Genomic DNA, 23,981 nt, shown 5'->3' on the forward strand with positions numbered 1-23,981 from the left:
GGTAGATTTATAAATATTTTTAAAGGAGGAATAAAAATTGACACCCAAAGAATTAAGGTCAAATAGAGAACTGATTTATTTTATACTCAGTATCATTTTTAGTGCTTTTATATACATATTAGCTATCGCTTCTCTATTTGGAATTGCTATATTACTTGTAATTTTAGCAATTCTACTATATGCAAATGCTATTATGCTAGGTTCCATACGGGGAAATGGTATACGAATAAGTGAAAAGCAATTCCCAGATGTTTATGAGCGAGTTATACATTTAAGTTCTAAGATGAATATTAAAAAGGTTCCGGATGTATTTGTCATTCATTCAGAAGGTGCCTTCAATGCATTTGCAACGAGATTTCTTGGAAGAAACATGGTGGTTATCTATTCAGAAGTATTTGAGCTTGCTAGAGAACAAGGGGAGGCAGAATTAGATTTTATAATTGCCCATGAGCTATCCCATGTGAATCGTAGACATGTTTGGAAAAATATATTAATTATGCCTGCTCAATTTATTCCCTATCTATCTCAAGCTTACAGTCGTTCATGTGAATATACATGTGACCGAGAAGCGGCCTACCATATTCAAAATGGAGTAGCAGCTAAGCGAGCACTTACCATTCTTGGTGTAGGGAAAAAATTATACAAAGAAGTTAACGAAGACGCTTATTTAGAACAAATCCATACAGAATCGAATGTCGCTGTTTGGTTAAGTGAGGTACTTTCAAGTCATCCGCTTCTTCCAAAAAGAATTCAAGCCGTAGGAAAATTTATGCAAGTCAATGAAACACCATCTTATTATTCTAATTCAAGCAAAATAGCACTAGGCATCGGAGCATTATTTGCTATTTTCTTTGCAGTTTATATCGGAGTTATCGCTTTTGTAACTGCCGGGACATTCACGTATGCAAATTTATTTTCCGGAAGCACTTTAGGCGAAACATTTTCAGATGATTCATTTTCCTATACTCAAACTCCTTTAATGCAAGCAGTTATAGATGCTGATACAGAAACTGTCAATCAGCTAATTGAAGACGGTGTGGATTTAGAAGAACAAGATTCTGAGAACACAACGGCACTTCTTCTGGCGATCTATGAGGAGAATGATGATATTGCTGAAATATTGTTACAGGCAGGTGCAGACCCGAACACCGCTGATTTGTATTCAAATGCATTAACCGCTTCGATAAATTATGAAAACTATTATATGGCATCCCTTCTTTATGAATATGGTGCTGATCCAACGGAAATTGATCCTGAAGGATACTCAGCATTTGACATGCTAGATGTTACCAATGAAGAAGAATTTTTAGAAATAATTTATAACTATTAACTGCTTTTTAAGGACATATATAAATTAAGAAAAGCGCAAGCGTACCTTTAAAAGCATACCTGCTTTCAAACGTTTCCAGAGTGCTTTGGATAGACTTTGGCTACACCAATACCGTGTTAATTTTTGGATGGGAGGTTGTGACGAGCGTCACGACCCTCCCATCTTTTTTCGGTAATCCTGTGACTTTCGTCTGTCCGTCGCCCTCCTGCAACTATTGGAAACTAGGTACTTACTGTTTTGGATAACTACAGAATAGTTGCTATCGTATTGATGGACTTACCTCAGATCGTAGACATAAGGCGTTGGAGAATTAGCCTCGTTCATTATTTTGATTTTTGTTGTAGATATGGCACTAGAAGATGGCCTCAACAAGATGATTTTTTAGATAGAAGATTTTTTTCTGTAGACATACACTAGTTGATTCTAGTGGAAGGCGGCGACTCCGGCGGGATCAGTGAGACAGATGAAACATCACAACGTACCCGAAGGGGCGGATGGTTCATCGCTCACCCCGCGGAATGCGTCCGCCTGTAACGGAAATCAACGGGGCCTGAATAGCGAGCAGTAAGCTTCGGAAAACCTTTCAATCTTCAATATAAAAAGGTGAATCCATTAGTAGGACTCACCTTTTTACTTACATACTATTTAATAACAAATCTTGTTCTACTATAGCCCTCTTTTAATTTCTGTACCTCTAAAATTGCAGGTATTGCAGCCTTTAGTTCTGCAACATGCGAAATTACGCCAATCATTCGACCTGATTTTTGTAAATCAATTAATGTATCAATTGCTTTGTTTAATGATTCTTCGTCAAGCGAGCCAAATCCTTCGTCAATGAACATCGTGTCAATTCGTATACTACCTTGGAAGCTTTGGATAACGTCAGCCATTCCAAGTGCCAGACATAGTGATGCATTGAACTTTTCTCCACCTGATAACGTCTTCACATCTCTTGTTTGTCCTGTATATGCATCATAAACGTCTAATCCAAGTCCACTCTGTTTACCATGCGTTTCTTGTCTTTCACTTCTAATTAAGTAATACTGACCACTAGACAAATGCTTTAGCCGTTCATTTGCAGCTTGTACAATTTGCTCCAAATATTCAATTTGCACGAATCGTTCAAACGATATTTTAGCCTGATTTTGACCTCTAAGCACGTCATATAGGTCTATAATACGTCCTACTTGCTGCTCCAACATTGTTATGCGAGAACTTGCAGAACTAATTTTTTGCTCTAATTCAAGACCTGCCTTCGCATACTCTTTCGAACGATTTACGATACTTAATGCTTCTTCATAAGCAATTTTAAGTGTAACTAGCTCTTCCTCTAACGGAGCTAACTCTACTTTTGCTTTGTTTGCAAGTTGCTCCCGTCTCTCTTTCACTTGCTCTGTAAGTGTATGAAGCGCTTGGTTATAAGCATTGCACTGTTCTTTCAAAGTTACTCGTTCTGATTCAGACATTTTCGCTGCCTTATACAATTCGATTGTGTCAAAGTCAGCTTTAGCTAATGCTTCTCTTAACTGAACAAAGGCCTTGTCTCTTTTTTCTTTTGCTTCATGAAGTGAATTGGAAGCATGCCCTAAAGCAAGTTGGGCTTTCGTGAATGCTTCTATAGTCAACTGTTTCTTATTTTGTATTTGTGTCCAAGAATTTTCTAATTGCTCTTTATTCTTGGCCGCTTCATTTATTTGTTGTTTTAAATCCTGCAAGTTGGAAATGTTCGTTGGAATAGAGGCTTTCTTGGAATCATACACTGCTTTTGCTTGCTCAAACATGCTTTTTTGTTGTTGATAAGTAGCTTCCGCACTTATTTTTTCTTGCTCTAGCCTCTCAATTTTTTGAACACTCGCCTTATAAGGCTCTCGCATAACTGCTAGCTTTTCTTTTTCTTGTCGAATTCTCACTATTTCTAATTCTAGTTTTTCGACATCTTTTATTAATTGCGGTGCTTCTAAAACAGAAAGTTGAAGTTCTTCTATTTGCTCCTGCATCTTCAAAAGACTATTTTCGGCAGTTTCTTTTTTCGCACGAACCGACAAAAAAATAGATTCTTGCTTAGTTAGATTGTCTTTTAAGCTTTGCAATTCATCTTGATTTACAGCTTGATCGTGTACTTCTGCATTTACCCCTTTATGCTCCGTACTCCCACAAACTGGGCAAGCCTCTCCTTCCACAAGCTTGGATGCAAGGATGCTTGCTTGGTTGCTTATCCACTTACTTTCTTCTTCCTTATATACCTCTTGTAAATCTAAAAATAACTGTTCTTGAATACTTTCTTCTTTTACTAGGCTAAGAAAAAGTTGTTCACTTGTGATAAACTCTTGCAACCTATTCTTTTCTGTTTGTAATTTCGTAAGCCGTTGTACTTCATAGTCTAGTGGTTCTACAAGTTCTTCTAGCTTTTCTATTTCCTCTATTAGTGAGGCGCATACTTCTTTTTCTCCGAGAAATAAATTTGTCATAGCAGACACTTGACTGTTTAGTTCATTCATACGATTTTGGTAATCAAGCATCTCGATTTTTTTTACTTCGAGGTCTTCTAATAAAGGTATAAATGCGTTTAAACGAATAAGTGCTTCCACACTTTTTTCACGTTCTTCTTTTTTATTTGCTTCTACTATATACTCAATTTCTACTTGTTTTACGTTTTCTTCTGTTTCTAATATTTCTAATTTGACTAATTCTAATAGCTGCGATTTTTTATCCACTTCTTGCTCTAATTCTTGAAAATAAGTTTCAATAGGTTCAATAGAGCTTGCCCGTTCAGCTGCTTCTAACTTCTTTTGCTTGTCTGCATAATCTTTTGACTGGCTTTGTAAGTTTTCAAGGCTTTGTACTTTTGCTTCAAGCTCTATAAATCGATCGTTTACTGCTTTTGCTTCGTGAAAAGCGTTCTGTTTGTTTTCATGTTTTTCATATGCTTTTTTGTATGCAGTCTCGTCCAGTTGAATTTTCTCTTCATAATAAATTATTTCTTCTTTTAATGCTTCCATAAGTTGAACAACGTTAAAGTTTCCTGATTGAATGAGCTGAAAAACGCTAGAATCTCTCGTTGGAAATGAAGCTAAAATTTGTTCTGTATAGCTGTTTCGAGTTAACTCTTCTTTTTTCAACTCAGCTTCTGCTAGTAGTTTCTTCTCTTTCAATTTCTCATTAATCATTTTATAAGGCTCTGTTTTAAAGATTTTTCGTAAAATAGCTTCCTTGTTTTCTGTTTGAGAGGTTAATAACTTTCTAAACTCCCCTTGAGGTAGCATAACGATTTGACTAAACTGATCCTGTGTCAGTCCAATAATTTCTTCTACTTTTTTGTTGATTTCTGATACAATTTGACGGTCAACAACAGGAGATTCACCCATTTCATTTACTTCAAAGAATTCGTAGCGTTCACCAGTTGCACTTTTATTTCCTTTTTTCACATGCGGAAGCTGACGTAATATCCGATATGTACGTTGATGCATTTCAAACGTTAATTCAACGCAAGTATGTGTGTCGTCTGTTGCAAAATCGCTACGCATAATTTTCGTATCTCGACGATCTTCTCCACTTCCCAATCCATATAATGCAAAACATATCCCATCGAATATAGTTGTTTTGCCTGCTCCTGTTGCTCCTGAGATAACAAAAAGACGATTGTTCTGTAACTCATTAAAATCTATTGTTTCGGTTAATTTGTATGGACCAAATGCAGTCATCTTAAGTTGAAGCGGCTTCATGCTTTGAATCCCCCTTCACGTTCTTCTATCATTAGACTTCCTAAGACTTCCTGAAATAAGTTTTCTGTTTCCTCTGAGGGCTCTTTTCCGCTTACTTCGGTATAAAACGCCTGAAAAAGAGTAAAATCGTCTGTTTTTCGACGACTTACTTGTTCTTTTTCATTTGTAGTAATTGACTTGAACACTTTTCTTTCGACATGCATCGCATTTGGATATACAGTTCTGATCTGTTCCATTGGAGATAAGATAGGTGTCTCATCAAGTAATTTTACAAATACAAAGTCTTGACTCACCGGTTGATGCAATATATCTTGCATATAGCCCTCTATTGTTCTCATTTCACGATTTGGAACTAGCAAACGTTTTTCCAACGTAACCTTACCATGTTGGTCTAATTCGACAATATAATAACCTTTTTTGTGGTGTTCCTCTGAAATAGAATACTTTAATGGAGAGCCTGCATATTGTATTGTTTCATTTAATACAAAATGGGCTTGATGAAGATGGCCAAGTGCCGTGTAGTGGAAGTTTTTGAAAAGGGCTGCATCCACATATTCAGCTCCACCAATTGCCAGTGGACGTTCTGAATCACTCGTATTCTCTTCTTGCTGCCCACGTGCAGTTACAAATGCATGTCCAACAAACACATGCCTTTTCGATAAATCTAGCGTTTTTTCGATTTCTTCTATAATTCTACTCATAGCTTCTTGATGATTAGTTACCGTGTCATCCTCAAATAAATGTCGTACTTGGGAAGGATCAGCATATGGAATTAAATGAAAATGTACTTCTCCATATTCATCATTCAGAATGATAGATTTTAGCTCTTTATTTAATTGACCTACTATATATAATCCCGAATCTTTCATTAGCTTGCTGCCAAAATTTAGACGAGCAGGACTATCGTGATTTCCGGCAATACTTAATACGGGTGTTTTTCGTTTTAAGACAATCTCCGCAAGTAATTCGTCCAATAAGTTAACAGCCTCCATTGGTGGTACAGCGCGATCATATAAATCACCTGAAATAACTACTGCGTCTGGCTTCTCTATGTCAATTGCTTCTATTAATTGATTGATAACAAATCGTTGTTCTTCTGTCATATATATACCTTGAACTAATTTGCCTAAATGCCAATCTGCTGTATGAAAAAATTTCAAAAGAAAAACCTCCTCTATAAGACTATTTTAACATCATATATTAAAAGAAATGATTGGTAATTATTAAAATTCTAATGAAACCGTTTACTTCACATGTTATGATGACATTGGGAGGGATGCTTATGTCATCAGAAGCTTATCAACTTACAGCCATAATTATTTATATGGTAGCAATGCTTGTTATCGGGTGGTATTCTTACAGAAAAACTGCCAACTTAACCGATTATATGCTCGGTGGTCGTTCACTGGGTCCAGCTGTAACTGCATTAAGTGCAGGGGCTGCAGATATGTCTGGTTGGTTGTTAATGGGATTACCTGGAGCTATTTATCTTTCGGGTATGGGTGAGGCATGGATTGCCATTGGACTCACAATCGGTGCTTACTTAAACTGGTTATTCGTTGCACCTAGATTACGTGTTTACACACAAGTATCAAATGACTCTATAACAATTCCAAGTTATTTAGAAAGTCGTTTAAAGCAATCATCACGTTTACTACGTATTGCGTCAGGTCTAATTATTTTATTATTTTTCACGTTCTACGTATCTTCGGGAATGGTAGCTGGAGGAGTATTCTTTGAAAGTTCTTTTGGACTTGATTATCATACAGGACTGCTAGTAGTTTCGGCTGTTGTTGTAGCGTATACACTATTTGGAGGATTCCTGGCTGTTAGTTATACCGATTTCCTTCAAGGACTTTTAATGTTCCTTGCATTAATATGTGTACCTGTCTTTGGAGTATTTTTAACTGGTGGATTAGGGGAAACTATTGAATCTATAAAATCAGTAAACCCAACACATCTTAGTCTTTTTGCGGGTACCTCACTAGTAGGGGGAATATCTGCTGTAGCTTGGGGTCTTGGTTACTTTGGTCAGCCACATATTATTGTTCGCTTTATGGCAATTAGTTCTGTAAAGGAAACGAAACAAGCACGTCGAATAGGTATTGGTTGGATGATTTTAAGTCTAGTTGGAGCAATGGCTACAGCATTAGTTGGCGTTGCATACTTTGCGCAAAATCCAAATGCAAACCTAACTAGTCCAGAAGCAGTGTTCATTGCACTTGGACAAATTGTTTTCCATCCATTTATTGCAGGGCTTGTACTTGCAGCAGTTTTAGCAGCAGTTATGAGTACGATTTCATCTCAATTGATCGTTACTTCTTCTGCATTAATTGAAGACTTATACAAGGCACTCATTAAAACAGACGCATCTGATCGAACTTATGTGAACTATGGGCGTATTGCTGTGCTTGTTGTTTCTATCGTAGCTGCAATCCTTGCTTGGGGAGAAAATGAAACAATCTTAAAACTTGTATCATTTGCTTGGGCAGGTTTTGGTGCATCATTTGGTCCAGTTATTTTACTTTCACTTTACTGGAGAAAAATTACCTCAGCTGGTGCTTTAGCCGGTATGGTGGTGGGTGCTATTACCGTAGTTATTTGGGGATCTGTTGATGCCCTAACAAGTGCATTATATGAAATTGTTCCTGGTTTCGTTCTAGCACTTATTGTTACAGTGATTGTAAGCTTAATAACTTACAAACCAAATGCTGAAATAGATAAAGAATTTGATGAGACGTTACGTTTACTAAAACGTGATCGTTAATAGTACTAGTAAAAGGGTCTATTCAATATGTCCCTAAAATAAAGCAGATGGAGAAAAACGACTGGTTTTTCTCCATCTGCTTTTGTGTTTCCATCTAATAATGTTGATTGAGAAGTATTGGATTGGAGTGAAAGTCGGCGACTCCTGCGGAAAAGCGAGACTGTCCAAGACCCCGCACGTAGCGTATTAGTTGAAGGAAGGCTAAGGGCGCCTCGTCAAATGGAAGGCAATCTAAGTTCGCGCATCGTGCGGCAACGATTGCATGACCCACATCCTGTTGCCCTCGACGCCTTCATGACCAACATCGTGTTGGCCCGAGGAGGCTCGACGCTCGCCCGCGGAAAGCGACCGCCTGGAACGGAAAATAGTACTGTACATATTAGCCTATATGACACTTGTCATGTTTATGACTTGACGTTTATGCCTACTCCTAAATGGGTAATTTCCTTATAGTTATGGTAATGATTCTTATTAGGAGGAATAAAATGAGTAGAGAAAAAACGCTTGAATTACGTAAAAATGTAAAACCATTTGAAAATTCAGAGTTGAAAAAAAGCATTTTTCAACTTATAAATACAATTCCACCGTTTTTTATCCTTTGGTTCTTAGCGTACTTAACCCTTGATATTTCCGTATGGTTGACAGTCGCAATATCTGTTGTTGCTGCAGGATTTGTTGTTCGTATTTTCATTATTTTTCATGACTGTACGCATGGTTCTTTCTTCAAAAATAAGAAAGCAAACAACATTACTGGTACCATCACTGGAATTATCACTTTATTCGCCTATGAGAAATGGAAACGTGAACACAATATACACCATGCTACAAGTGGAAATTTAGATAAACGCGGTGTCGGTGACATATGGATGATGACTGTTGAAGAATACATTGAAGCAACTCCAATGAAACGACTTTCTTATCGTCTATACCGTAATCCAATCGTAATGTTCGGTCTAGGGCCTGCATTATTATTCTTAGTTAGTAATCGAGTTAACCGCAAAGATGCGCGACCAAAAGAACGTAACAACACATACTTAATCAACATCTCTGTAATTGTTATTTACTCTCTAATGATTTGGTTAATTGGATGGCAAGCATTCGCTATTATTCAAGGTACGATTCTTTTTGTTGCTGGTTCACTAGGAATTTGGTTATTCTATGTACAGCATCAATTTGAAGATTCTTATTTTGAAGATGAATCGGAATGGGATTATGTAAAAGCTGCGGTTGATGGAAGCTCTTATTACAAATTACCAAAAGTACTGCAATGGGTAACTGGAAATATCGGCTTTCACCATGTACATCATCTAAGTCCACGTGTCCCTAATTACAATTTAGAAATGGCGCATGAATCGACACCACCTTTACAAAAGGCAACTACGATTAATCTTCGTACAAGCTTGCAATCTATTCACTTCCGTCTGTATGATGAAGCAAATAAAAACTTTGTCAGCTTTAAAGAAATTAAACATTTACTAAAGAACCCTAAATCAAACGTTAAATTACATTCCAAAAATGCAAGTTTCGACGGAAAATAAATTACAGGAAAAACCATTCCCAGTTAAATAGGAATGGTTTTTCCTATATAATAGAACTATAAGCAACCAAACTAGAGGTGTAATAATGACAAAATGGTATCAAATATTTCCTAAATACCCTTGGCTAAGTATTTATGCTTGGATTGTTTTTTGTATTTTACCTTTCTTTTTTATTTTTAAGTCATCTAGTCCATTTGAAATAGTAATTGGTTTAGTACTCATGCTACTATTTTTTATTGTTTATCGGTCATCTTTCACATCAAAGGGTTTACTTCTCTATATATGTGTATTTATAGAAATCTCTATTAGTGTCAGTATGACTTTTTTATATGGATATATTTATTTTTCTATCTTTTTATCTTTTTTTATTGGGAATATTCAACAAAAATCTAACTTTTTTGTCATTTACAGTATACATTTAGTAGCGATGATCACAGCAGTTATAATTGGCTTCTTTATACAAACAGAGCTTTTCCTTTCGCACATGCCCTTCCTCATCATCTGTTTAATCGGTGTGATTTTATTGCCATTCAATACATACAATCGAAACAAACGCGAAGTATTAGAAGGTCAGTTGGAGGACGCACAAAAACGTATTTCCCAATACATCATAATTGAAGAAAGAGAACGTATTGCCCGAGATTTACATGATACTCTCGGACAAAAACTATCTCTAATAGGTTTGAAGAGTGATTTAGCAAGCAGGCTAATCGAAAAAAATCCAGACGCCGCTAAAAGTGAAATAAATGATATTAACCAAACTGCTCGCTCTGTATTAAAGGAAGTAAGAGAACTTGTAACAAATATGCGTGGTACAAAACTTGAAGAGGAACTATTTCGCGTGAAGCAAATTTTACTAGCCGCACAGATCGATTGTAAAGTAAGCGGAACACCAGAACTTGTGAAAACTCCCCTCCTTGTCGAAAACGTACTAAGTATGTGTTTAAAAGAAGCCATTACGAATGTTGTGAAACATAGTAATGCTACCTCTTGCTCTATTTCCATTAAACAGTCCGCTAAAGAAACTTTGCTAAAAATTCATGATAATGGCACTGGTTTAGTTGTGGAAAAGGACTGGTCTAGAGGGCATGGACTACGAGGTATTAAAGAACGATTAGAATTTGTAAATGGTAGTTTCGACATTCAGGCGAAAAATGGAACAACTCTTAATATACATGTACCAAATGTGATTCAGCAATCGAGACAGGAGGAATAACAGATGATTCGAATTGTAATTGCAGAAGATCAACGAATGGTGCTTGGTGCCCTAGGTTCACTTCTTGATCTAGAAGAAGATATGGAGGTTGTGGGAAAAGCGAGTAATGGGGAGGAAGCCCTTAAGCTAATCCATCAATTGCAACCTGATATTTGTATTATGGATATTGAAATGCCTGTTAAAAGTGGATTGGATGCTGCAGAAGAATTAAAAGACGAAAATTGCAAAGTAATTATTTTAACGACTTTCGCAAGATCTGGTTATTTTGAACGTGCTCGAAAAGCTGGTGTCAGTGGTTATTTGCTGAAAGATAGTCCTAGTGAAGAGCTTGCTAATTCGATTCGCACTATTATGGATGGTCGACGTATATACGCTCCTGAATTAGTTGATATTGCGTATGAAGAGGATAATCCTTTAACAGAGCGCGAAAGCCAAGTTCTTGGAATGATTGCTGATGGTAAAAGTACAAAGGAAATTGCAGGCGAACTTTTCCTAACTACCGGAACTGTCCGAAACTATATTTCTGTTATATTAGATAAATTAGATGTAGGCAACCGGATCGAGGCAATTTCTCGATTTAAGGAGAAGGGTTGGTTTAAATGAATATAAAACTGCTTAAAGGACAACTTTAAGCAGTTTTTTTATTTTTGTCCTAAACTTTTTAAACGTTTGAAGGGTATATATAGTGAAGGTATTTTTTTATGGAAGGAGTGAACTTATGCACGAAAATATTATAACGGAAATTAAAAATGGAAATAGAGATGCTTTTCGGAGCTTATACGATGAATATGCAAGCTATGCCATTCGTACCGCTAAGGCTATAACACGTAATGATGAGTATGCAAAAGATGCGGTCCAGGAGGCTTTTATTCGTGTTTATCGAAATATATCTTCTTACGAGCCGGCACTTTCTTTTAATGCATGGTTCTACCGCATTTTAGTCAATGAATGCATTCGACTTTTAAATAATGAAAAGAAAAATATACCGGTCGACACTGCTCAACAAAAACAAGATACACAACTAATGGAACATTCGAAAGAAAGTGTAAAGGATTTATACGAGGTTATACAAAACATGTCGGACTTATACCGAATACCAATACTATTAAAATATATAAAAGGCTTCTCTGAAAGAGAAATTGCTCAAATTTTAGAGTTGAACCAAAACACAGTTAAATCAAGATTATTTAACGGGAGAAACCTATTAAAGAAACAATTACATCTGACTGAAATGGAGGAAATTTGAATGGATCAAATGGACAAAAGAGCAAGTAAAGATATATTAAAGCATACAGAAGATGCTCAAGATAAATTAAAAGAAGATATTTGGAATGATTTAGACAAAGAGCTGTTTCCGGAAAAGAGTAGAAAGGATAAACATTTGAAAAAGAAATCTAAGTTTGTTCCTATTACAATTGCCGCTGCTGCTGCGGTAATTCTATTGTTCAGTACGCAAACTAACACTGGAATAGCATTAATTAAACAAATTAAAGACATTTTCGTTTCAGAGAAACAAATTACACAAAGTATTGAGGGAATGGATGAAGAGACAGAAGTCGTTTTACAAGAAGGTAAAGATTCAGAATACGTTATTTATATCGATGAAGAAAGATATAAACTTATCCAAGGTGAAACCTCGGATATTATTACGACCAAGGAGCCTTTAGAAGAAAAGTATCCGGAAGTTTCGATGGAAATCAAGCAAATTACTGATAAATCACCTGATGAAATAGTCTCAACTTTAGAAAAGGAATTAGAAGCTGAATATACGAATGTGACTGATACCGAACGAGTTACAGAACCAATTGAAGGCTTTAAGTTGCATGGAATTAGCGGTTCTGAATGGGACAGTCCCGTTACAAATGTGTATATAGTAGACAATAAAAATGGCGGCAGCTTCGTGATTATAGAGAAATATTTCTTAGAAGCTGCGGAAGGTCATGGTGCAAGGTTCTACGCCATGCTTCAGGAATTTGAAATCGTTGAATAAGTTTAATACCCCCTCCTTCGGGTAAACAAAGAGTAGATTAATAATTTGAGGAGGAATTTACATGAGTGGATTATCTGACAAATTAAAAGGTACTGTAAACAAAGTTAAAGGTGAAACAAAAGATCAAATTGGAAATGCGACAGATGATAGAAGTTTACAAGCTGACGGTAAATTAGACAAACTTAAAGGTGAAGCGCAAGAAACAGTTGGTGAAGCTAAGGATCGTGTTGATCGGGATCGTTTATAATTTGGATAAGAAAAGCTCTCTGCAGTAGCGGAGAGCTTTTCTTATTTAGATTTTAATGTGACACTAATAATCTCTGGTGTATTAAATACCCTTACTGGAAAGATACTGTTTCCAAGGCCTCTACTGACAATCATCCTTGTATCATTTTCTTCATATACTCCTGCTGTAAAATGAGGGAACAATCCTTGTCCCGGTGCCGCTAAACCACCTATCCCAGGAATTCGAAACTGACCTCCATGTGCATGTCCCGAGAACACTATATCCACGTTATGATTTACATAATCTTGAAACGTCTCAGGTCGATGAGAAAGCACTAATGTAAACGTTTCTGATTGTTTAAATTTACTAAGCGCTTCCTTAATAAGAACTCCATTCAATGGGTCTTCAATACCGATTATACGAACCTTCTCACCGTTTTTTTTAATGGTTTCCTCTTCATTCGTTAATACATTTACTCCTATTTCCGTCAAGGAGGTTTTAATATTCTCCATATCATTCGTTGCAATTTCATGATTTCCAGTCACATAATAAATAGGTGCAAAAGATGTTATTTGCTCTACTAAATCAAGACTATTTTCTAAATCATATCGATTACTATCTATTAAATCACCAGTTATAAAGATTAAATCTGGCTTGGCGTTCTTCACTTTTTTTACAAGTTTTGTTTGATTTTCACCAAATGTTGCATCATGTAGATCCGAAATTTGGACAATCTTTAATCCATTAAAGGAAGTAGGAATTTTATCTGATTCTACTACTATCTCTGTAGTTTTTATGTTTTTATTTCCAAAATATAATATAGCTACTAATACTAATAACAAAACTAACCACTTTTTCATTTAACTACTCCTAAAATATATGTCTTACTTTGGGCTCATAATTCCTACTCGATGACCAATGTGGTTACTCTCCATCAATTCCTTATAAGCAAATAAAGCTGTATCCCCCGTTGTAGTTTGAACTGCTCCAATTGGCAATCGATCTCTTTCAATAATAAAAGCATTAGTAGTCGCACCAGTTGGTAAGTAAGTTGGACAAATAATCGTCCAATCTAATAAGGTTTCTTTTAACATGTCGTACACTTTGTGATGTTCTTTCGCAGCAACTGTTGATTTTTGCTTTGATTCAGAGGATTGATATCGTAACAATTCAGGGTTCACCCGACTTGATAGTATCCCCCCTGTTCCAATAGTGACGATTCGTTTTATATTTTGTTTCTCCATAATAGAAATAATATGTGCTATTGCCTCTGTTAATACAGTTGTTTGGTCTGTATTTAGAGCACTTATAACCCCATCAACACTATCTAGAGTTTTTTCTATATCTGATTTTACCCTTGCATTCCCTTTTATAACAGTTAAATTAACATGAGGCTTGAGCTTTTCTGGATTTCTTACAAGAACAGTCACGTAATGATTATTCTTTAGCAACAAAGAAAGAATTTCTCCACCTACACGCCCGGTAGCTCCGAATAATGCTATTTTCATAAGAAACAGCTCCTTTTTTTTATTATATCAAATAAAAAAGTATCCCACATTTTGCGTTGGGATACTTTTAGATGTCGAGAAATGTTATTTCCCGGGAAATTACATTTAATAAGAATTTAAAGAAAAAATAAATGCGAATATAACTCCATAAAAAATAATAATTAGTCCAATACTAATAGCCATCCAAATAAGTGAGGCGCGGGCATAATTACGACGTGGATCTGGATTACCAAACCCCCATATAAATAGCATGACGAGGTTTACAATTGGAATAATCATTATTAGCATCGTAATAATCCATTCTCCAACTGACATATCAGTCGCTGTTTTTGGGGTAACATTATTGGAATACCCTGCAGTTTGTTCAGTTTCAACCGGATTCAAAATGAGTCCTCCTTTTCAAATAATATGTAACATTTCCATTTTACTTGAATTCTATTAAGAAAAGTCCTCTATTTTGTAAAAATTTATATATTTTTTTGACATACTCACAGGTGTAACAATCCCTATCAGCTTATCGCTTGGAATATCCTCTTCCGTAATAAGAAGCGTTTACCTCTAGTTATAGTAGTTTTGAATATTTATCAAGCCTCATAAACAGCCGCATCCTTGCGCTATAAATTGATAATTTTCTTTATTTTTTTCAAGCGTAAAAATTTCTCCTAATGTTGTTTTTTTCACGAAAAGGATTATGATTCTACTGTATTTTCCAGCTACTTCGTAATACCATCAGAGGTTTGTCACCTCCATGTATGATTATATCTTCGACTTAAAAACATTCTTTTTTGCTAAATAAACTGCTCCAATCAAAAGTATTATGATAGCTAGCAAAGTAACAATTATACTCCAGACAAAAGGTGTCTTATCTACATCGCCGTTTAATACGAAACTTGCATACATTGGTAGCTTCCATGGCGAAATCGTCCAATAAGTACCGAGTAAAGAATCGATTATTTGAACAACTAAAACGAGTATAAGTGAAACCGTAGAAGCAACACCTGTCGAAAAAGCTGCACTTGAAAATAAAACAATACTAATCACAAACAAAATCCATACAAGATAAGTCCCAAGAAACCCTGTAAATGCCCCCAAATCTACAGCTCCAAAAAGGGCATATGTATAATATAAGTTCGTTAACAATCCAAGTATCACACTGCTAATCACAAGAATGCACATAATGACTAATTTACTAAACACATAACTAGAGAAAGCAATCGGACGAACGTATATAAGCGTTGAAGACCCGTTTTTTCTCTCCCTTGCAATAATACCTGCAAAACCAAGTGTCACCACCAACATTCCAATAAATTGATACTGGCTTACAGTAGACATCACAATTTGCTCTGGAGTTAATTGAGGTAGCTGAAAAACCGCTCCTTCTGGCATATTTCCTACAGTACTTAATATTTGAGGTAAGTAATAATTCATCAGAGGCTCTGATATACCAAACAGGACAAACACTAGTGGTATCCAGATTATTTTAAAGTTTCGTACATTTTCACGCCATTCTTTTTGGAATAAAACCGAAAAGTTACTCATCCTTCATTCACCACCTGTAAAAAGATTTCTTCTAAACTAGCAGTTGCTCGTTCAACCTTCGACAAACTAAAATTACTATTTCCAAGTACACGTAAAACTTCATTCATTTGCAGTTTACCCTCTCCTATTTCAATAAAGACAATCGGACCTTCCTGTCTTGCAGGGTAAGGTGAAGTTTCAATAAATTGGGATGCCTCTTCACTGTTTGTGAAATAAACTTTGTATTGAGGATTTGCATATTTTTCACGAACCTCTTCCATAGAACCTTGCTCCACTAATTTGCCTTTTCGCAAAAATAATAATTGATCGGTCATTTCCTCTGCATCATTTAAGATATGAGTTGAATATAAAATAGTCGTTTTTGCTTGCAATTCTTTTAATAAATTCATAATTTCTCGTCTTCCTATTGGATCTAGAGCTGACACTGGTTCATCCAGTAAAAGCAAAGCTGGTTTATGCACAATTGCTTGAGCTAGGCCTAGACGTTGCTTCATCCCACCAGAAAATGTACCCGTCTTTTTCTTTTTGGCCTCCCCGAGACCAACAAATTCCAAGGTTTTTTCTGCTTCTACTTTTGCAATTTTTGCGTCTACTCCACTTAATTTCGCAGCCATCTCAGTAAATTCAAGTGCTGTTAACCATGAATAAAACTGCGGATATTGAGGTAGAAAACCTATTTCACGTCTTATATCGCCTTTTATTCCGACGTCCAATTCAATGGACCCAGTTGTTTGTTTAAGTAGACCAGCAAGCATTGATAAAGTAGTTGTTTTCCCAGCACCATTCGGTCCAATTAATGCAGTAGACGTATTTTTATTCAACGAAAAAGTGACATTGTCTACTGCCTTTTCTTTACCATATTCTTTTGTTAACCCTTGCATATGAAGTAGTGTATTCATTCATTTCTTCTCCCAACGATAAAGTAAATAATTGATCCAATTATATTTCCAAAAACAATAATAATTCCCCATAACCATTTCGGACCGTTTGTATGGGATACCCGTATTAAGTCAATAATAGCTACTACCATCAAGATAAGTTGGATAATTATAAGTGGCAATATTAGCATCCACGGTATTGATTCGAAATCCATTCCTATTCCCCCTTTGTTTCGTTACATCTATTCTACTACATATAGAACAGAAAAGATTCAAAAACTTTTAAATTTATTTTAAAATGTATTTCCATTCATTCTAGAGGCAAAGTGTTTACATGCTTATGTTATAATAGAACGTTGGAAGGTGAATTTAAAATGGAATTAGAAATTAGAAAAGCACGGAAAGAAGATGCGCATGCGGCCGTACCACTGATTATGGAAGCAATAGGTGACATCTCCATGCAAATCACTGGAGAAACAGAAGAAACAGCCATCACAAAGGAATTTGTCCATTTTTTTACTCGGACAGACAATCGACATTCCTATTTGTATACGTATATCGCGGAAATGGAAGGGAAAGTAGCTGGTGCACTTGTCTTCTATAAATCAGAGCAAGCAGTTACACTCGATGCTAATTTAGAGAAATATCTTTCCAATAAAAAAGGAACCTCAGTCAAAATAGATTGTGAAACATCACCTGGTGAGAATTATATAGATACGGTCGTAGTAGACCCAATATATCGTGGACATGGAATTGGGACACAATTATTAACATATGCAGAACAATTAGTGAAAAATGCTGGTGGCGGAAAACTTTCCTTGAACGTGGAAACGGAAAAAGAAGCTGCTATTCGCTTGTATAATCGTCTAGGTTTTGTTACTGTATGTCCTTGGACAATTATTGGCGAACCCTTTCATCATATGGTGAAAACGGTCGACGCCAATTAAAGGAGAACTTTTATGAAGTTATGGATTTACCCTCTAATGGTTGTTTTTGCAGCCAGTTGTTATGGGACATTATCAACAATGATTAAACTTGCTATTGGGGATGGATATACTGCCTCTGAAGCAACATCTAGTCAATATATTATTGGTTTTCTCTTAGCATTGATTATATATATGATGACACAACGAAAGCTTCCCCGTTTCAATGGTGGCTTTAAAATCGTCTTGTTAGCTGGTATTTTTACTGGACTGACAGGAATTGTTTATGGACAGGCACTTATCTATTTACCTGCATCTCTTGCTGTCGTTATGCTTTTTCAATTCACTTGGATCGGAACGCTTATCGATTGTATTCTAAGAAAACGGTTACCATCAAGACCAGAAGTTATATCTCTTATCATTCTATTTGTCGGAACTATATTGGCTGCTGGTATTATTGATGTCGATTTAAGTGGTATTGACTGGAGAGGTTGGGTATTTGGATTTGCCGCTGCACTTTCCTTTTCACTTAATATGAACGTCAATACAAAGCAAGTGGAAGGGATGAATACAACTACTCGTCTATTATTCGTTTCTTTTTTTGCAATGATTATGATTACCTTATTCCAAAGTCCTGAAATAATATGGAATGGAAAGCTGTTTACAGAACCACTTGTTTTCTACGGACTAGCCCTTGGTTTGCTAGGTATTATTATTCCAATTTATTTATTTGTAATTGCGGTTCCAAAAGTGGGAGGCGCAGTATCTTCTATCCTGAGCGCAATGGAATTACCGGTTGCCGTGACTGTTTCAGTAATAGTGCTAAGTGAGGCATTATCTTGGTTACAAGTTCTCGGGATAGTCATTATCTTAGTTGGTATGTGCATACCGACACTTGCCCGAATTAGAACAAATAAAAAACGACAGACTGTTTAATATAAAGAAGCTGAAGCCAATTCATTGACTTCAGCTTTTTTCTATTCCTTATCAATTCTAAATGTCACCAAAACAAATACAGCAAAACTTAGAAGTAGCAATGATCCTCCTACTATATAAGCAACTAACGCAAATGTCTCGTTTATATTAAATGGTTGCATGAACTGTAAATACATACCTAATGTTAAACCGATTGCTCCGATAATTGCTGTCCAGCCATGTACGGCTACTAGCTTAGGGGATTTTATTTTATATAGCTTGTAAAACAATCCATAAACAAATAGCGATAGCCAGCCTACTAATAAGATATGGGCGTGGATTGGGCGGAGTGCATATGATCCAGCTCCGGCCATATGTGATCCTAGATAAGCTCCTAGTAGTCCAAATAATGCACCAGCTCGTATTAAACGTAAACTCCATTTTTGTTGCATCTCAATTTCCTCCTATTTTTTTACTTGTAATTGTTAACAAGGAAGGTAGTAATAGTGGTCTTACGATAAATGTATCGATTAGGACGCCAAATGCTACTACAAACCCAAATACTTTCAGTTCCATTACGGGTTGTGTAATCAATACTGCAAACGTAGCTGCCAAAATTAATCCTGCTGCAGAAATAACCCCTCCTGTTAATTCAACAGATTTTGCAATTGCTTCCTGCTCGCTAAGTTGTTTTCTCTCTTCTTTTAATCTACTCATCAACATAATAGAATAGTCTACTCCTAAAGCTACTAAAAAAACGAATGAATACAAAGGTATACGATAACTAAAGGATGAATAATTAAAAAATAGGTCAAAGATCCATGTAGAGAATCCTAATGCGGCCCCAAAAGATAATAATATGGAAACCAATATTAATAGAGGTGCTCGGATAGATTTTGTTTGAAATGCTAGCATTGTTCCTATTAAAACAGTCATGAAAATCATTACCAAACTGGTATCTCTTCCATTAATTTTACGAATATCGACTTGTTTTGCTGTTTCTCCGCTAACCTGAACATTTTGTTCTTCTGTTATATTCTCTATTTCATCTAAAGCTTCTTTACTGTAAGGATTGGCTTTTAATATTACAGAAAACTTTGTATACCTATCACTCTCTGAAAAAGGTCGTATTTGATCGACTAATGGCCTATCTTCTATCTTTTCTATAATAGTTGAAATGATTTTATCATCTGTTGATTTTATTAAAATTGTTGTTGGTGCTATTTCTCCTTCTGAAAATGCTTCACTTAGTTTTTTAAACCCTTCTCTTGAAGATAATTCCTTTGGAAAGGATTCCAGTAAATCATAAGAATAGACAATCGTGGTCGCATGCCAAGTTCCAATTCCAACAATCAGTAGGATTGGGAGTGCAACTCTCCATGGTTTTTGAGTGCTTGTTTTACCAGCTATAGCCCAAATCTTTGATTTCTTATTGTTCTGTTTCGGTATTTTTACGACAGCAAATAATGCTGGTAAAAGAGTAAGACCTGCTATCAGCATGACAATTACCGCAATAACAAACACCGGTGCAAAATTACGATATGGCTCATATATGGCAAAAGAAAGGGTTGCTACTCCTGCTAGAATAGTTCCGCCACTAAATAGAATGGTTTCTCTTGTTCGAGTAAGTGCCACTTTCATATCCTGTTCTTCTTTATACCGAGCGTACAGCAGAAGAGAATAATCGGTAATTACAGCAAACAATAAAATCGTCATAATGGAAAGGGCTTGGTTTTCAATCGTAATTGATGTGAACTTACCAGTGAGACCAATATTCTATCCACTACCCCATACACAATCCCAGCTCCAATAAGAGGAATGACCGCAAGTAGGAAAGAGCGGTAAATTAGGATAAGTAGAATAAAAATAATACAAACTGTCGCTAATAGTAATATCAAATCTGCCTGTGAGAAAAGTTCTATAGTATCACTTGCTATTCCCGCTGGTCCTGTGTAGTAAATATTGAAGTCGGAAGGAACAATTTGTGATACATTATTTTTAATCTCTTTAACCTTTTCATGAACCTCTTTACTTTCTAAATTTGCTTGTAAAATTAATGGAACGAAAAATGTCTTCTGATCTTCCGAAACAAAAGAAGCCCGTTGATCCATAGGAATTTGAGAGAACCTTGGCATATTTGAATAGTTTTTTTCCATTAATTCTAGAACTTCTTGAAATTCCTCATCAGAAGCTCTTTTTTTATTTTCAAAAACGATAAGGAGAGGTAATCCATCCCTAGTAGAGAAATTCTCTTTTATTATTTTATCCGCTTGTAAAGACAAAGCTGTTTCTGGTAGCCCGGCATTTTTGGATGTACTCGCCACTTCTTTTCCTGATGGAGCAAGAAAAGAAAGTAATATTACTATCGAAAGCCAGGCTGCTATAACGATAAGCCAGTGACGTTTATTTTTCATTTTACTGCCCCCTTATAAGGGGTACTATACAAGGTGAAAATGAACGGAAGATGAACAGAAAATTACAGCTTATTTAATTGAACGGCCACTTTCGTTCCAAATGGTTCTACCCTTTCAAATGATAAGCGTCCATTATGAGACTGAATCACTTCTTTTACAATGGCAAGGCCAAGCCCACTACCCTCAATTTGAGTAGATCTTGCTGTATCATCACGGTAAAAACTGTCTGTCCACTGCTCATAATTTGAATCTTTATTACCAACTCCAGTATCTTGTATTGTAACAAGTACATGGTTTGATGATTCAGTAACATTAACGTGAATTTCTCCTGGTGAACGATTGTATTTTATCGCATTGGATATAAGATTTTCCCAAACATACTCCAACATTTCTTTATCACCTGATATTTCTACCTCTTTCAATTGTAGTTTTAGGAATATATCCTTTTCCTCCATCATCCATCTAAACTTTTGTACGACTTGTTTTAATTGGTTATCAAGTCGAAAACATTCATTTTTTCTTCGATGATTCATTTGGTCAAATGAGGTAAGTATCAATAATTGCTTCATTACGCTTGATAAACGCTTTGCTTCTTTTTGAATAATGGATGTGTATGTTAATTGTTCTGTTTCGTTCAACTTTTTGTTCTCAAGTAACGTAGCATAGCCTTGAATATTCAATAATGGTGTTTGAAAATCATGTGATACTCTTGAAATAAATTCTTTCTTATATCGGTCACTCGCTTCCAACTGCATTACCATATATCGAAAGCTTTCTGCTAGTTGTCCAATTTCATCTTTCTGATAAACCGGTATAGGTACTTGGAAATCTTCAATCGCAATTTTCTTAGTTGCAATGGTCAATTTCGTTAAAGGATCAATCATTTTTTTCGCTACTATTAACATAGCAATTACACTGATGATAATCATTGCTGCTGCAAGACCACCTAATAATAAATGAATTTCATTAAATAGAAATTTTATGTTAGGTCTTTGAAATAAAGCATATTTTTTATTGTCATATGTAAATGGAACTCCAACTGTATTTGTTAATTCATTTGAAAAGTACCCCGTAATAAATGTTTCTCTAGGAAACTCCCGCATTCCATGATATGTTTCTCCGTCTAAAACACTTTTCACTACAGAATCACTTATTTCATTTACCCTGAAATCCCCACCAAAGCTCTTTTTTTGGCGTTCTTCACTTATAATATATATTTGATATCCACTATCTCCAAATGCATTTAAAATGGCCTCTAAATGGTTTTTCTCAGTAGTTTCAATTAGCTTCACCATAGATTTTGCAACAAGTACATTCTTCGAATCATTTTCCACTTTCAAATTTTGGTGATAATACGTATTCACAATGATAAATCCTAAAGTACCACTTAGAAACATAATGAGAAGAGTCATCCACACAAACTTGCTATATAAGGTTCTCATAACCGGTTTCCCTCTAATTTATAACCGATGCCACGGACTGTTGTAATATGAATATCTGTTTCTAATTTATTTAAACGTTCCCGAATTCGTTTAATATGTACGCTTAAAGTCTGTTCGTCTCCTTCAAAATCCACTCCCCATACTGACACTATTAATTGATCTCGTGTAAACACTTGATTTGGTTTAGTAGCCAGCTTAGAAAGTAACTCAAACTCCTTTAATGGCAACACTAATATATCTTCACCAACATGTACTTCAAAACTCTTACGATTGATACTTAAATTTCCTACTTGGATATCGGCATCACTTGTTTTATCATATCTTCTCAAAATTGCTCGGATACGAAATAGTAATTCTTTTGGTTCAAAGGGTTTTACTAAATAGTCATCAGAACCAGCCAAATACCCTTTTTCTTTATCCTCTAATCTTCCTTTTGCAGTTAAAAGTAATACTGGAATATCATATTGATCACGTATTTGCTTTGTTAAAGTTAATCCATCCATAATGGGCATCATAACATCTACAATTGCAAGATCAGGAGCTACATTTTCTATTAATGCTAATCCTTCTTTCCCGTTAGTTGCTTTTATTACACGGTATCCCGTTTGAGATAAATAAATAGATATTAATTCTAACGTATGCACATCATCATCTACTGCTAGTATCACTACCACACTGAACCCTCCTATTATTTTTTATTGTGTCTGTTTCTATCCAATTCGGCAAGTAATAGCCAACTTAAGAACATTAATTAGAGGGAAAAGTAGTGCCTCGCTGAACGTAGCAGTCAACTACATAACCATTTTTCGCAATAAAGAGCTCTCACTTCATCTTGTCCAACATCATACACAAAAAATTGGTCACTGATTACTCGGTGACCAACAATTCTTGATTGAGAATTTTAGTAAAAATATGGATAAGGGAGACTAGTTTGCCTTTGAGATCAACCATTCCAAGCCCATAAGCAACCAAATGAGTAATATAAGCTACTAAGGAGATTACGAAAGCAACCAATTAGACCGTGAAAGCGACTATTTCTCACAATAAAGAGTGCACTTCCTTTGAGATGATCCAGATTTCTTCCTCTTTTCTAAATGAAAACACAAAAAAAGCCGCCACCGATTACTCGGTAACGACTTCTTGGTGCCCAGCGACGTCCTACTCTCACAGGGGGAGACCCCCAACTACCATCGGCGTGCGAGCTTAACATCCGTGTTCGGGCTGCGAAAGCAGATGAGCGGCAGATTTCTTCGTCAGCCGCGGTCGTTCGATTCTCGCGTATAGCATACGCTGCGAGTCTCTCTTCCTTGCTTCCTCGAACTCTTTGCTCCTCTACTTTCTCGCATACATATATACTTACTTATCCATTTGCCTTCGGCCTGTTTTTCTAGAACAAAAAAAGCCGCCACCGATTACTCGGTGACGACTTCTTGATGCCCAGCGACGTCCTACTCTCACAGGGGGAAACCCCCAACTACCATCGGCGCTGAAGAGCTTAACTTCCGTGTTCGGTATGGGAACGGGTGTGACCTCTTCGCCATCATCACTAGACTCTTCGGCTTTCAATACACAT

General features: G+C 36.0%; 22 protein-coding genes, 1 rRNA gene and 1 pseudogene. 10 read left to right on the forward strand and 14 right to left on the reverse strand.

Annotated elements, in window-relative coordinates; genetic code table 11:
• Nucleotides 1-37 precede the first annotated feature (37 nt).
• Nucleotides 38-1,330 (forward strand): M48 family metallopeptidase, encoded by a 1,293-nt coding sequence (locus WAX74_RS18345; protein ID WP_336499115.1) that lies wholly within the window; start codon nucleotides 38-40, stop codon nucleotides 1,328-1,330.
• Between the two features lie 641 nt (nucleotides 1,331-1,971).
• On the opposite strand, the gene WAX74_RS18350 is transcribed toward WAX74_RS18345, so the two are convergent.
• On the reverse strand, nucleotides 1,972-5,052 hold the full coding sequence (locus WAX74_RS18350) for an SMC family ATPase (protein ID WP_336499116.1): 3,081 nt from the start codon (nucleotides 5,050-5,052) through the stop codon (nucleotides 1,972-1,974).
• Nucleotides 5,049-6,212: an exonuclease SbcCD subunit D gene (locus WAX74_RS18355; RefSeq protein ID WP_336499117.1), complete on the reverse strand. Its 1,164-nt coding sequence runs from the start codon at nucleotides 6,210-6,212 to the stop codon at nucleotides 5,049-5,051. The genes WAX74_RS18350 and WAX74_RS18355 overlap by 4 nt, the downstream gene beginning before the upstream one ends.
• Before the next feature lie 122 nt (nucleotides 6,213-6,334).
• Here WAX74_RS18355 and putP point away from each other — a divergent pair, with 122 nt between their 5' ends.
• From putP to WAX74_RS18390, 7 genes are all read left to right on the forward strand, one after another.
• The gene (gene putP / locus WAX74_RS18360) at nucleotides 6,335-7,819 is read left to right on the forward strand and encodes a sodium/proline symporter PutP (protein ID WP_336499118.1); all 1,485 of its coding nucleotides are present in this window, start codon (nucleotides 6,335-6,337) and stop codon (nucleotides 7,817-7,819) included.
• 485 nt (nucleotides 7,820-8,304) lie between these two features.
• Nucleotides 8,305-9,357 carry a Delta(5) desaturase DesA gene (gene desA / locus WAX74_RS18365; RefSeq protein WP_336499119.1) on the forward strand — a complete coding sequence of 351 codons (1,053 nt, stop codon included), beginning with the start codon at nucleotides 8,305-8,307 and terminating at the stop codon, nucleotides 9,355-9,357.
• Nucleotides 9,358-9,442: 85 nt separating this feature from the next.
• Entirely contained in the window at nucleotides 9,443-10,573 is a 1,131-nt protein-coding gene (locus WAX74_RS18370) for a sensor histidine kinase (protein WP_336499120.1), read from the forward strand.
• Between the two features lie 3 nt (nucleotides 10,574-10,576).
• The gene (locus WAX74_RS18375) at nucleotides 10,577-11,176 is read left to right on the forward strand and encodes a response regulator transcription factor (protein ID WP_336499121.1); all 600 of its coding nucleotides are present in this window, start codon (nucleotides 10,577-10,579) and stop codon (nucleotides 11,174-11,176) included.
• Between the two features lie 115 nt (nucleotides 11,177-11,291).
• A complete protein-coding gene (locus tag WAX74_RS18380) occupies nucleotides 11,292-11,819 on the forward strand; it encodes an RNA polymerase sigma factor (protein WP_336499122.1) in 528 nt (175 codons plus the stop codon).
• Nucleotides 11,820-12,563: a hypothetical protein gene (locus WAX74_RS18385; RefSeq protein ID WP_336499123.1), complete on the forward strand. Its 744-nt coding sequence runs from the start codon at nucleotides 11,820-11,822 to the stop codon at nucleotides 12,561-12,563.
• 61 nt (nucleotides 12,564-12,624) lie between these two features.
• Nucleotides 12,625-12,810, forward strand: coding sequence for a CsbD family protein (locus tag WAX74_RS18390; RefSeq protein WP_336499124.1), 186 nt, complete (start codon nucleotides 12,625-12,627; stop codon nucleotides 12,808-12,810).
• Nucleotides 12,811-12,851: 41 nt separating this feature from the next.
• Here the strand turns inward: WAX74_RS18390 and WAX74_RS18395 are convergent, their stop codons facing one another.
• From WAX74_RS18395 to WAX74_RS18420, 6 genes are all read right to left on the reverse strand, one after another.
• Nucleotides 12,852-13,649, reverse strand: coding sequence for a metallophosphoesterase (locus WAX74_RS18395; protein WP_336499125.1), 798 nt, complete (start codon nucleotides 13,647-13,649; stop codon nucleotides 12,852-12,854).
• A gap of 24 nt (nucleotides 13,650-13,673) precedes the next feature.
• On the reverse strand, nucleotides 13,674-14,297 hold the full coding sequence (locus WAX74_RS18400; protein WP_336499126.1) for an NAD(P)-dependent oxidoreductase: 624 nt from the start codon (nucleotides 14,295-14,297) through the stop codon (nucleotides 13,674-13,676).
• 105 nt (nucleotides 14,298-14,402) lie between these two features.
• Complete coding sequence (locus tag WAX74_RS18405; RefSeq protein ID WP_336499127.1) at nucleotides 14,403-14,681, reverse strand: hypothetical protein; 279 nt, start codon at nucleotides 14,679-14,681, stop codon at nucleotides 14,403-14,405.
• A 372-nt stretch (nucleotides 14,682-15,053) separates the two neighbouring features.
• Nucleotides 15,054-15,836, reverse strand: a complete 783-nt coding sequence (locus tag WAX74_RS18410; RefSeq protein WP_336499128.1) for an ABC transporter permease — start codon at nucleotides 15,834-15,836, stop codon at nucleotides 15,054-15,056.
• Entirely contained in the window at nucleotides 15,833-16,735 is a 903-nt protein-coding gene (locus WAX74_RS18415; protein ID WP_336499129.1) for an ABC transporter ATP-binding protein, read from the reverse strand. The genes WAX74_RS18410 and WAX74_RS18415 overlap by 4 nt, the downstream gene beginning before the upstream one ends.
• The gene (locus WAX74_RS18420; RefSeq protein WP_336499130.1) at nucleotides 16,732-16,929 is read right to left on the reverse strand and encodes a PLD nuclease N-terminal domain-containing protein; all 198 of its coding nucleotides are present in this window, start codon (nucleotides 16,927-16,929) and stop codon (nucleotides 16,732-16,734) included. Before WAX74_RS18420 ends, WAX74_RS18415 begins: the two co-directional genes overlap by 4 nt.
• A gap of 159 nt (nucleotides 16,930-17,088) precedes the next feature.
• Here WAX74_RS18420 and WAX74_RS18425 point away from each other — a divergent pair, with 159 nt between their 5' ends.
• Complete coding sequence (locus WAX74_RS18425) at nucleotides 17,089-17,661, forward strand: GNAT family N-acetyltransferase (RefSeq protein ID WP_336499131.1); 573 nt, start codon at nucleotides 17,089-17,091, stop codon at nucleotides 17,659-17,661.
• Nucleotides 17,662-17,673: 12 nt separating this feature from the next.
• A complete protein-coding gene (locus tag WAX74_RS18430; protein ID WP_336499132.1) occupies nucleotides 17,674-18,573 on the forward strand; it encodes an EamA family transporter in 900 nt (299 codons plus the stop codon).
• A 41-nt stretch (nucleotides 18,574-18,614) separates the two neighbouring features.
• Here the strand turns inward: WAX74_RS18430 and WAX74_RS18435 are convergent, their stop codons facing one another.
• From WAX74_RS18435 to rrf, 6 genes and pseudogenes are all read right to left on the reverse strand, one after another.
• Complete coding sequence (locus tag WAX74_RS18435) at nucleotides 18,615-19,004, reverse strand: hypothetical protein (RefSeq protein WP_336499133.1); 390 nt, start codon at nucleotides 19,002-19,004, stop codon at nucleotides 18,615-18,617.
• Between the two features lies 1 nt (nucleotide 19,005).
• Nucleotides 19,006-20,001: an MMPL family transporter gene (locus WAX74_RS18440; RefSeq protein WP_413788995.1), complete on the reverse strand. Its 996-nt coding sequence runs from the start codon at nucleotides 19,999-20,001 to the stop codon at nucleotides 19,006-19,008.
• Nucleotides 19,993-20,966: pseudogene (locus WAX74_RS18445) on the reverse strand (MMPL family transporter); the annotation flags it as partial. The gene WAX74_RS18440 and the pseudogene WAX74_RS18445, both read right to left, overlap by 9 nt.
• A 62-nt stretch (nucleotides 20,967-21,028) precedes the next feature.
• On the reverse strand, nucleotides 21,029-22,408 hold the full coding sequence (locus tag WAX74_RS18450; RefSeq protein ID WP_336499136.1) for a sensor histidine kinase: 1,380 nt from the start codon (nucleotides 22,406-22,408) through the stop codon (nucleotides 21,029-21,031).
• Nucleotides 22,405-23,082 (reverse strand): response regulator transcription factor, encoded by a 678-nt coding sequence (locus WAX74_RS18455; RefSeq protein ID WP_336499137.1) that lies wholly within the window; start codon nucleotides 23,080-23,082, stop codon nucleotides 22,405-22,407. Before WAX74_RS18455 ends, WAX74_RS18450 begins: the two co-directional genes overlap by 4 nt.
• A 761-nt stretch (nucleotides 23,083-23,843) precedes the next feature.
• Nucleotides 23,844-23,959 (reverse strand): 5S ribosomal RNA (gene rrf / locus WAX74_RS18460).
• Nucleotides 23,960-23,981 lie beyond the last annotated feature (22 nt).

This window comes from Psychrobacillus mangrovi (assembly GCF_037104765.1).
GTDB lineage: Bacteria > Bacillota > Bacilli > Bacillales_A > Planococcaceae > Psychrobacillus > Psychrobacillus mangrovi.

Bases quoted from the DNA above. Each gene is read 5' to 3' on its own strand.
- WAX74_RS18350 (WP_336499116.1), bottom strand. From the start codon at position 5,052: ATGAAGCCGCTTCAACTTAAGATGACTGCATTTGGTCCATACAAATTA.
- putP (WP_336499118.1), top strand. From the start codon at position 6,335: ATGTCATCAGAAGCTTATCAACTTACAGCCATAATTATTTATATGGTA.
- desA (WP_336499119.1), top strand. From the start codon at position 8,305: ATGAGTAGAGAAAAAACGCTTGAATTACGTAAAAATGTAAAACCATTT.
- WAX74_RS18370 (WP_336499120.1), top strand. From the start codon at position 9,443: ATGACAAAATGGTATCAAATATTTCCTAAATACCCTTGGCTAAGTATT.
- WAX74_RS18375 (WP_336499121.1), top strand. From the start codon at position 10,577: ATGATTCGAATTGTAATTGCAGAAGATCAACGAATGGTGCTTGGTGCC.
- WAX74_RS18380 (WP_336499122.1), top strand. From the start codon at position 11,292: ATGCACGAAAATATTATAACGGAAATTAAAAATGGAAATAGAGATGCT.
- WAX74_RS18385 (WP_336499123.1), top strand. From the start codon at position 11,820: ATGGATCAAATGGACAAAAGAGCAAGTAAAGATATATTAAAGCATACA.
- WAX74_RS18390 (WP_336499124.1), top strand. From the start codon at position 12,625: ATGAGTGGATTATCTGACAAATTAAAAGGTACTGTAAACAAAGTTAAA.
- WAX74_RS18395 (WP_336499125.1), bottom strand. From the start codon at position 13,649: ATGAAAAAGTGGTTAGTTTTGTTATTAGTATTAGTAGCTATATTATAT.
- WAX74_RS18400 (WP_336499126.1), bottom strand. From the start codon at position 14,297: ATGAAAATAGCATTATTCGGAGCTACCGGGCGTGTAGGTGGAGAAATT.
- WAX74_RS18410 (WP_336499128.1), bottom strand. From the start codon at position 15,836: ATGAGTAACTTTTCGGTTTTATTCCAAAAAGAATGGCGTGAAAATGTA.
- WAX74_RS18415 (WP_336499129.1), bottom strand. From the start codon at position 16,735: ATGAATACACTACTTCATATGCAAGGGTTAACAAAAGAATATGGTAAA.
- WAX74_RS18420 (WP_336499130.1), bottom strand. From the start codon at position 16,929: ATGGATTTCGAATCAATACCGTGGATGCTAATATTGCCACTTATAATT.
- WAX74_RS18425 (WP_336499131.1), top strand. From the start codon at position 17,089: ATGGAATTAGAAATTAGAAAAGCACGGAAAGAAGATGCGCATGCGGCC.
- WAX74_RS18430 (WP_336499132.1), top strand. From the start codon at position 17,674: ATGAAGTTATGGATTTACCCTCTAATGGTTGTTTTTGCAGCCAGTTGT.
- WAX74_RS18435 (WP_336499133.1), bottom strand. From the start codon at position 19,004: ATGCAACAAAAATGGAGTTTACGTTTAATACGAGCTGGTGCATTATTT.
- WAX74_RS18450 (WP_336499136.1), bottom strand. From the start codon at position 22,408: ATGAGAACCTTATATAGCAAGTTTGTGTGGATGACTCTTCTCATTATG.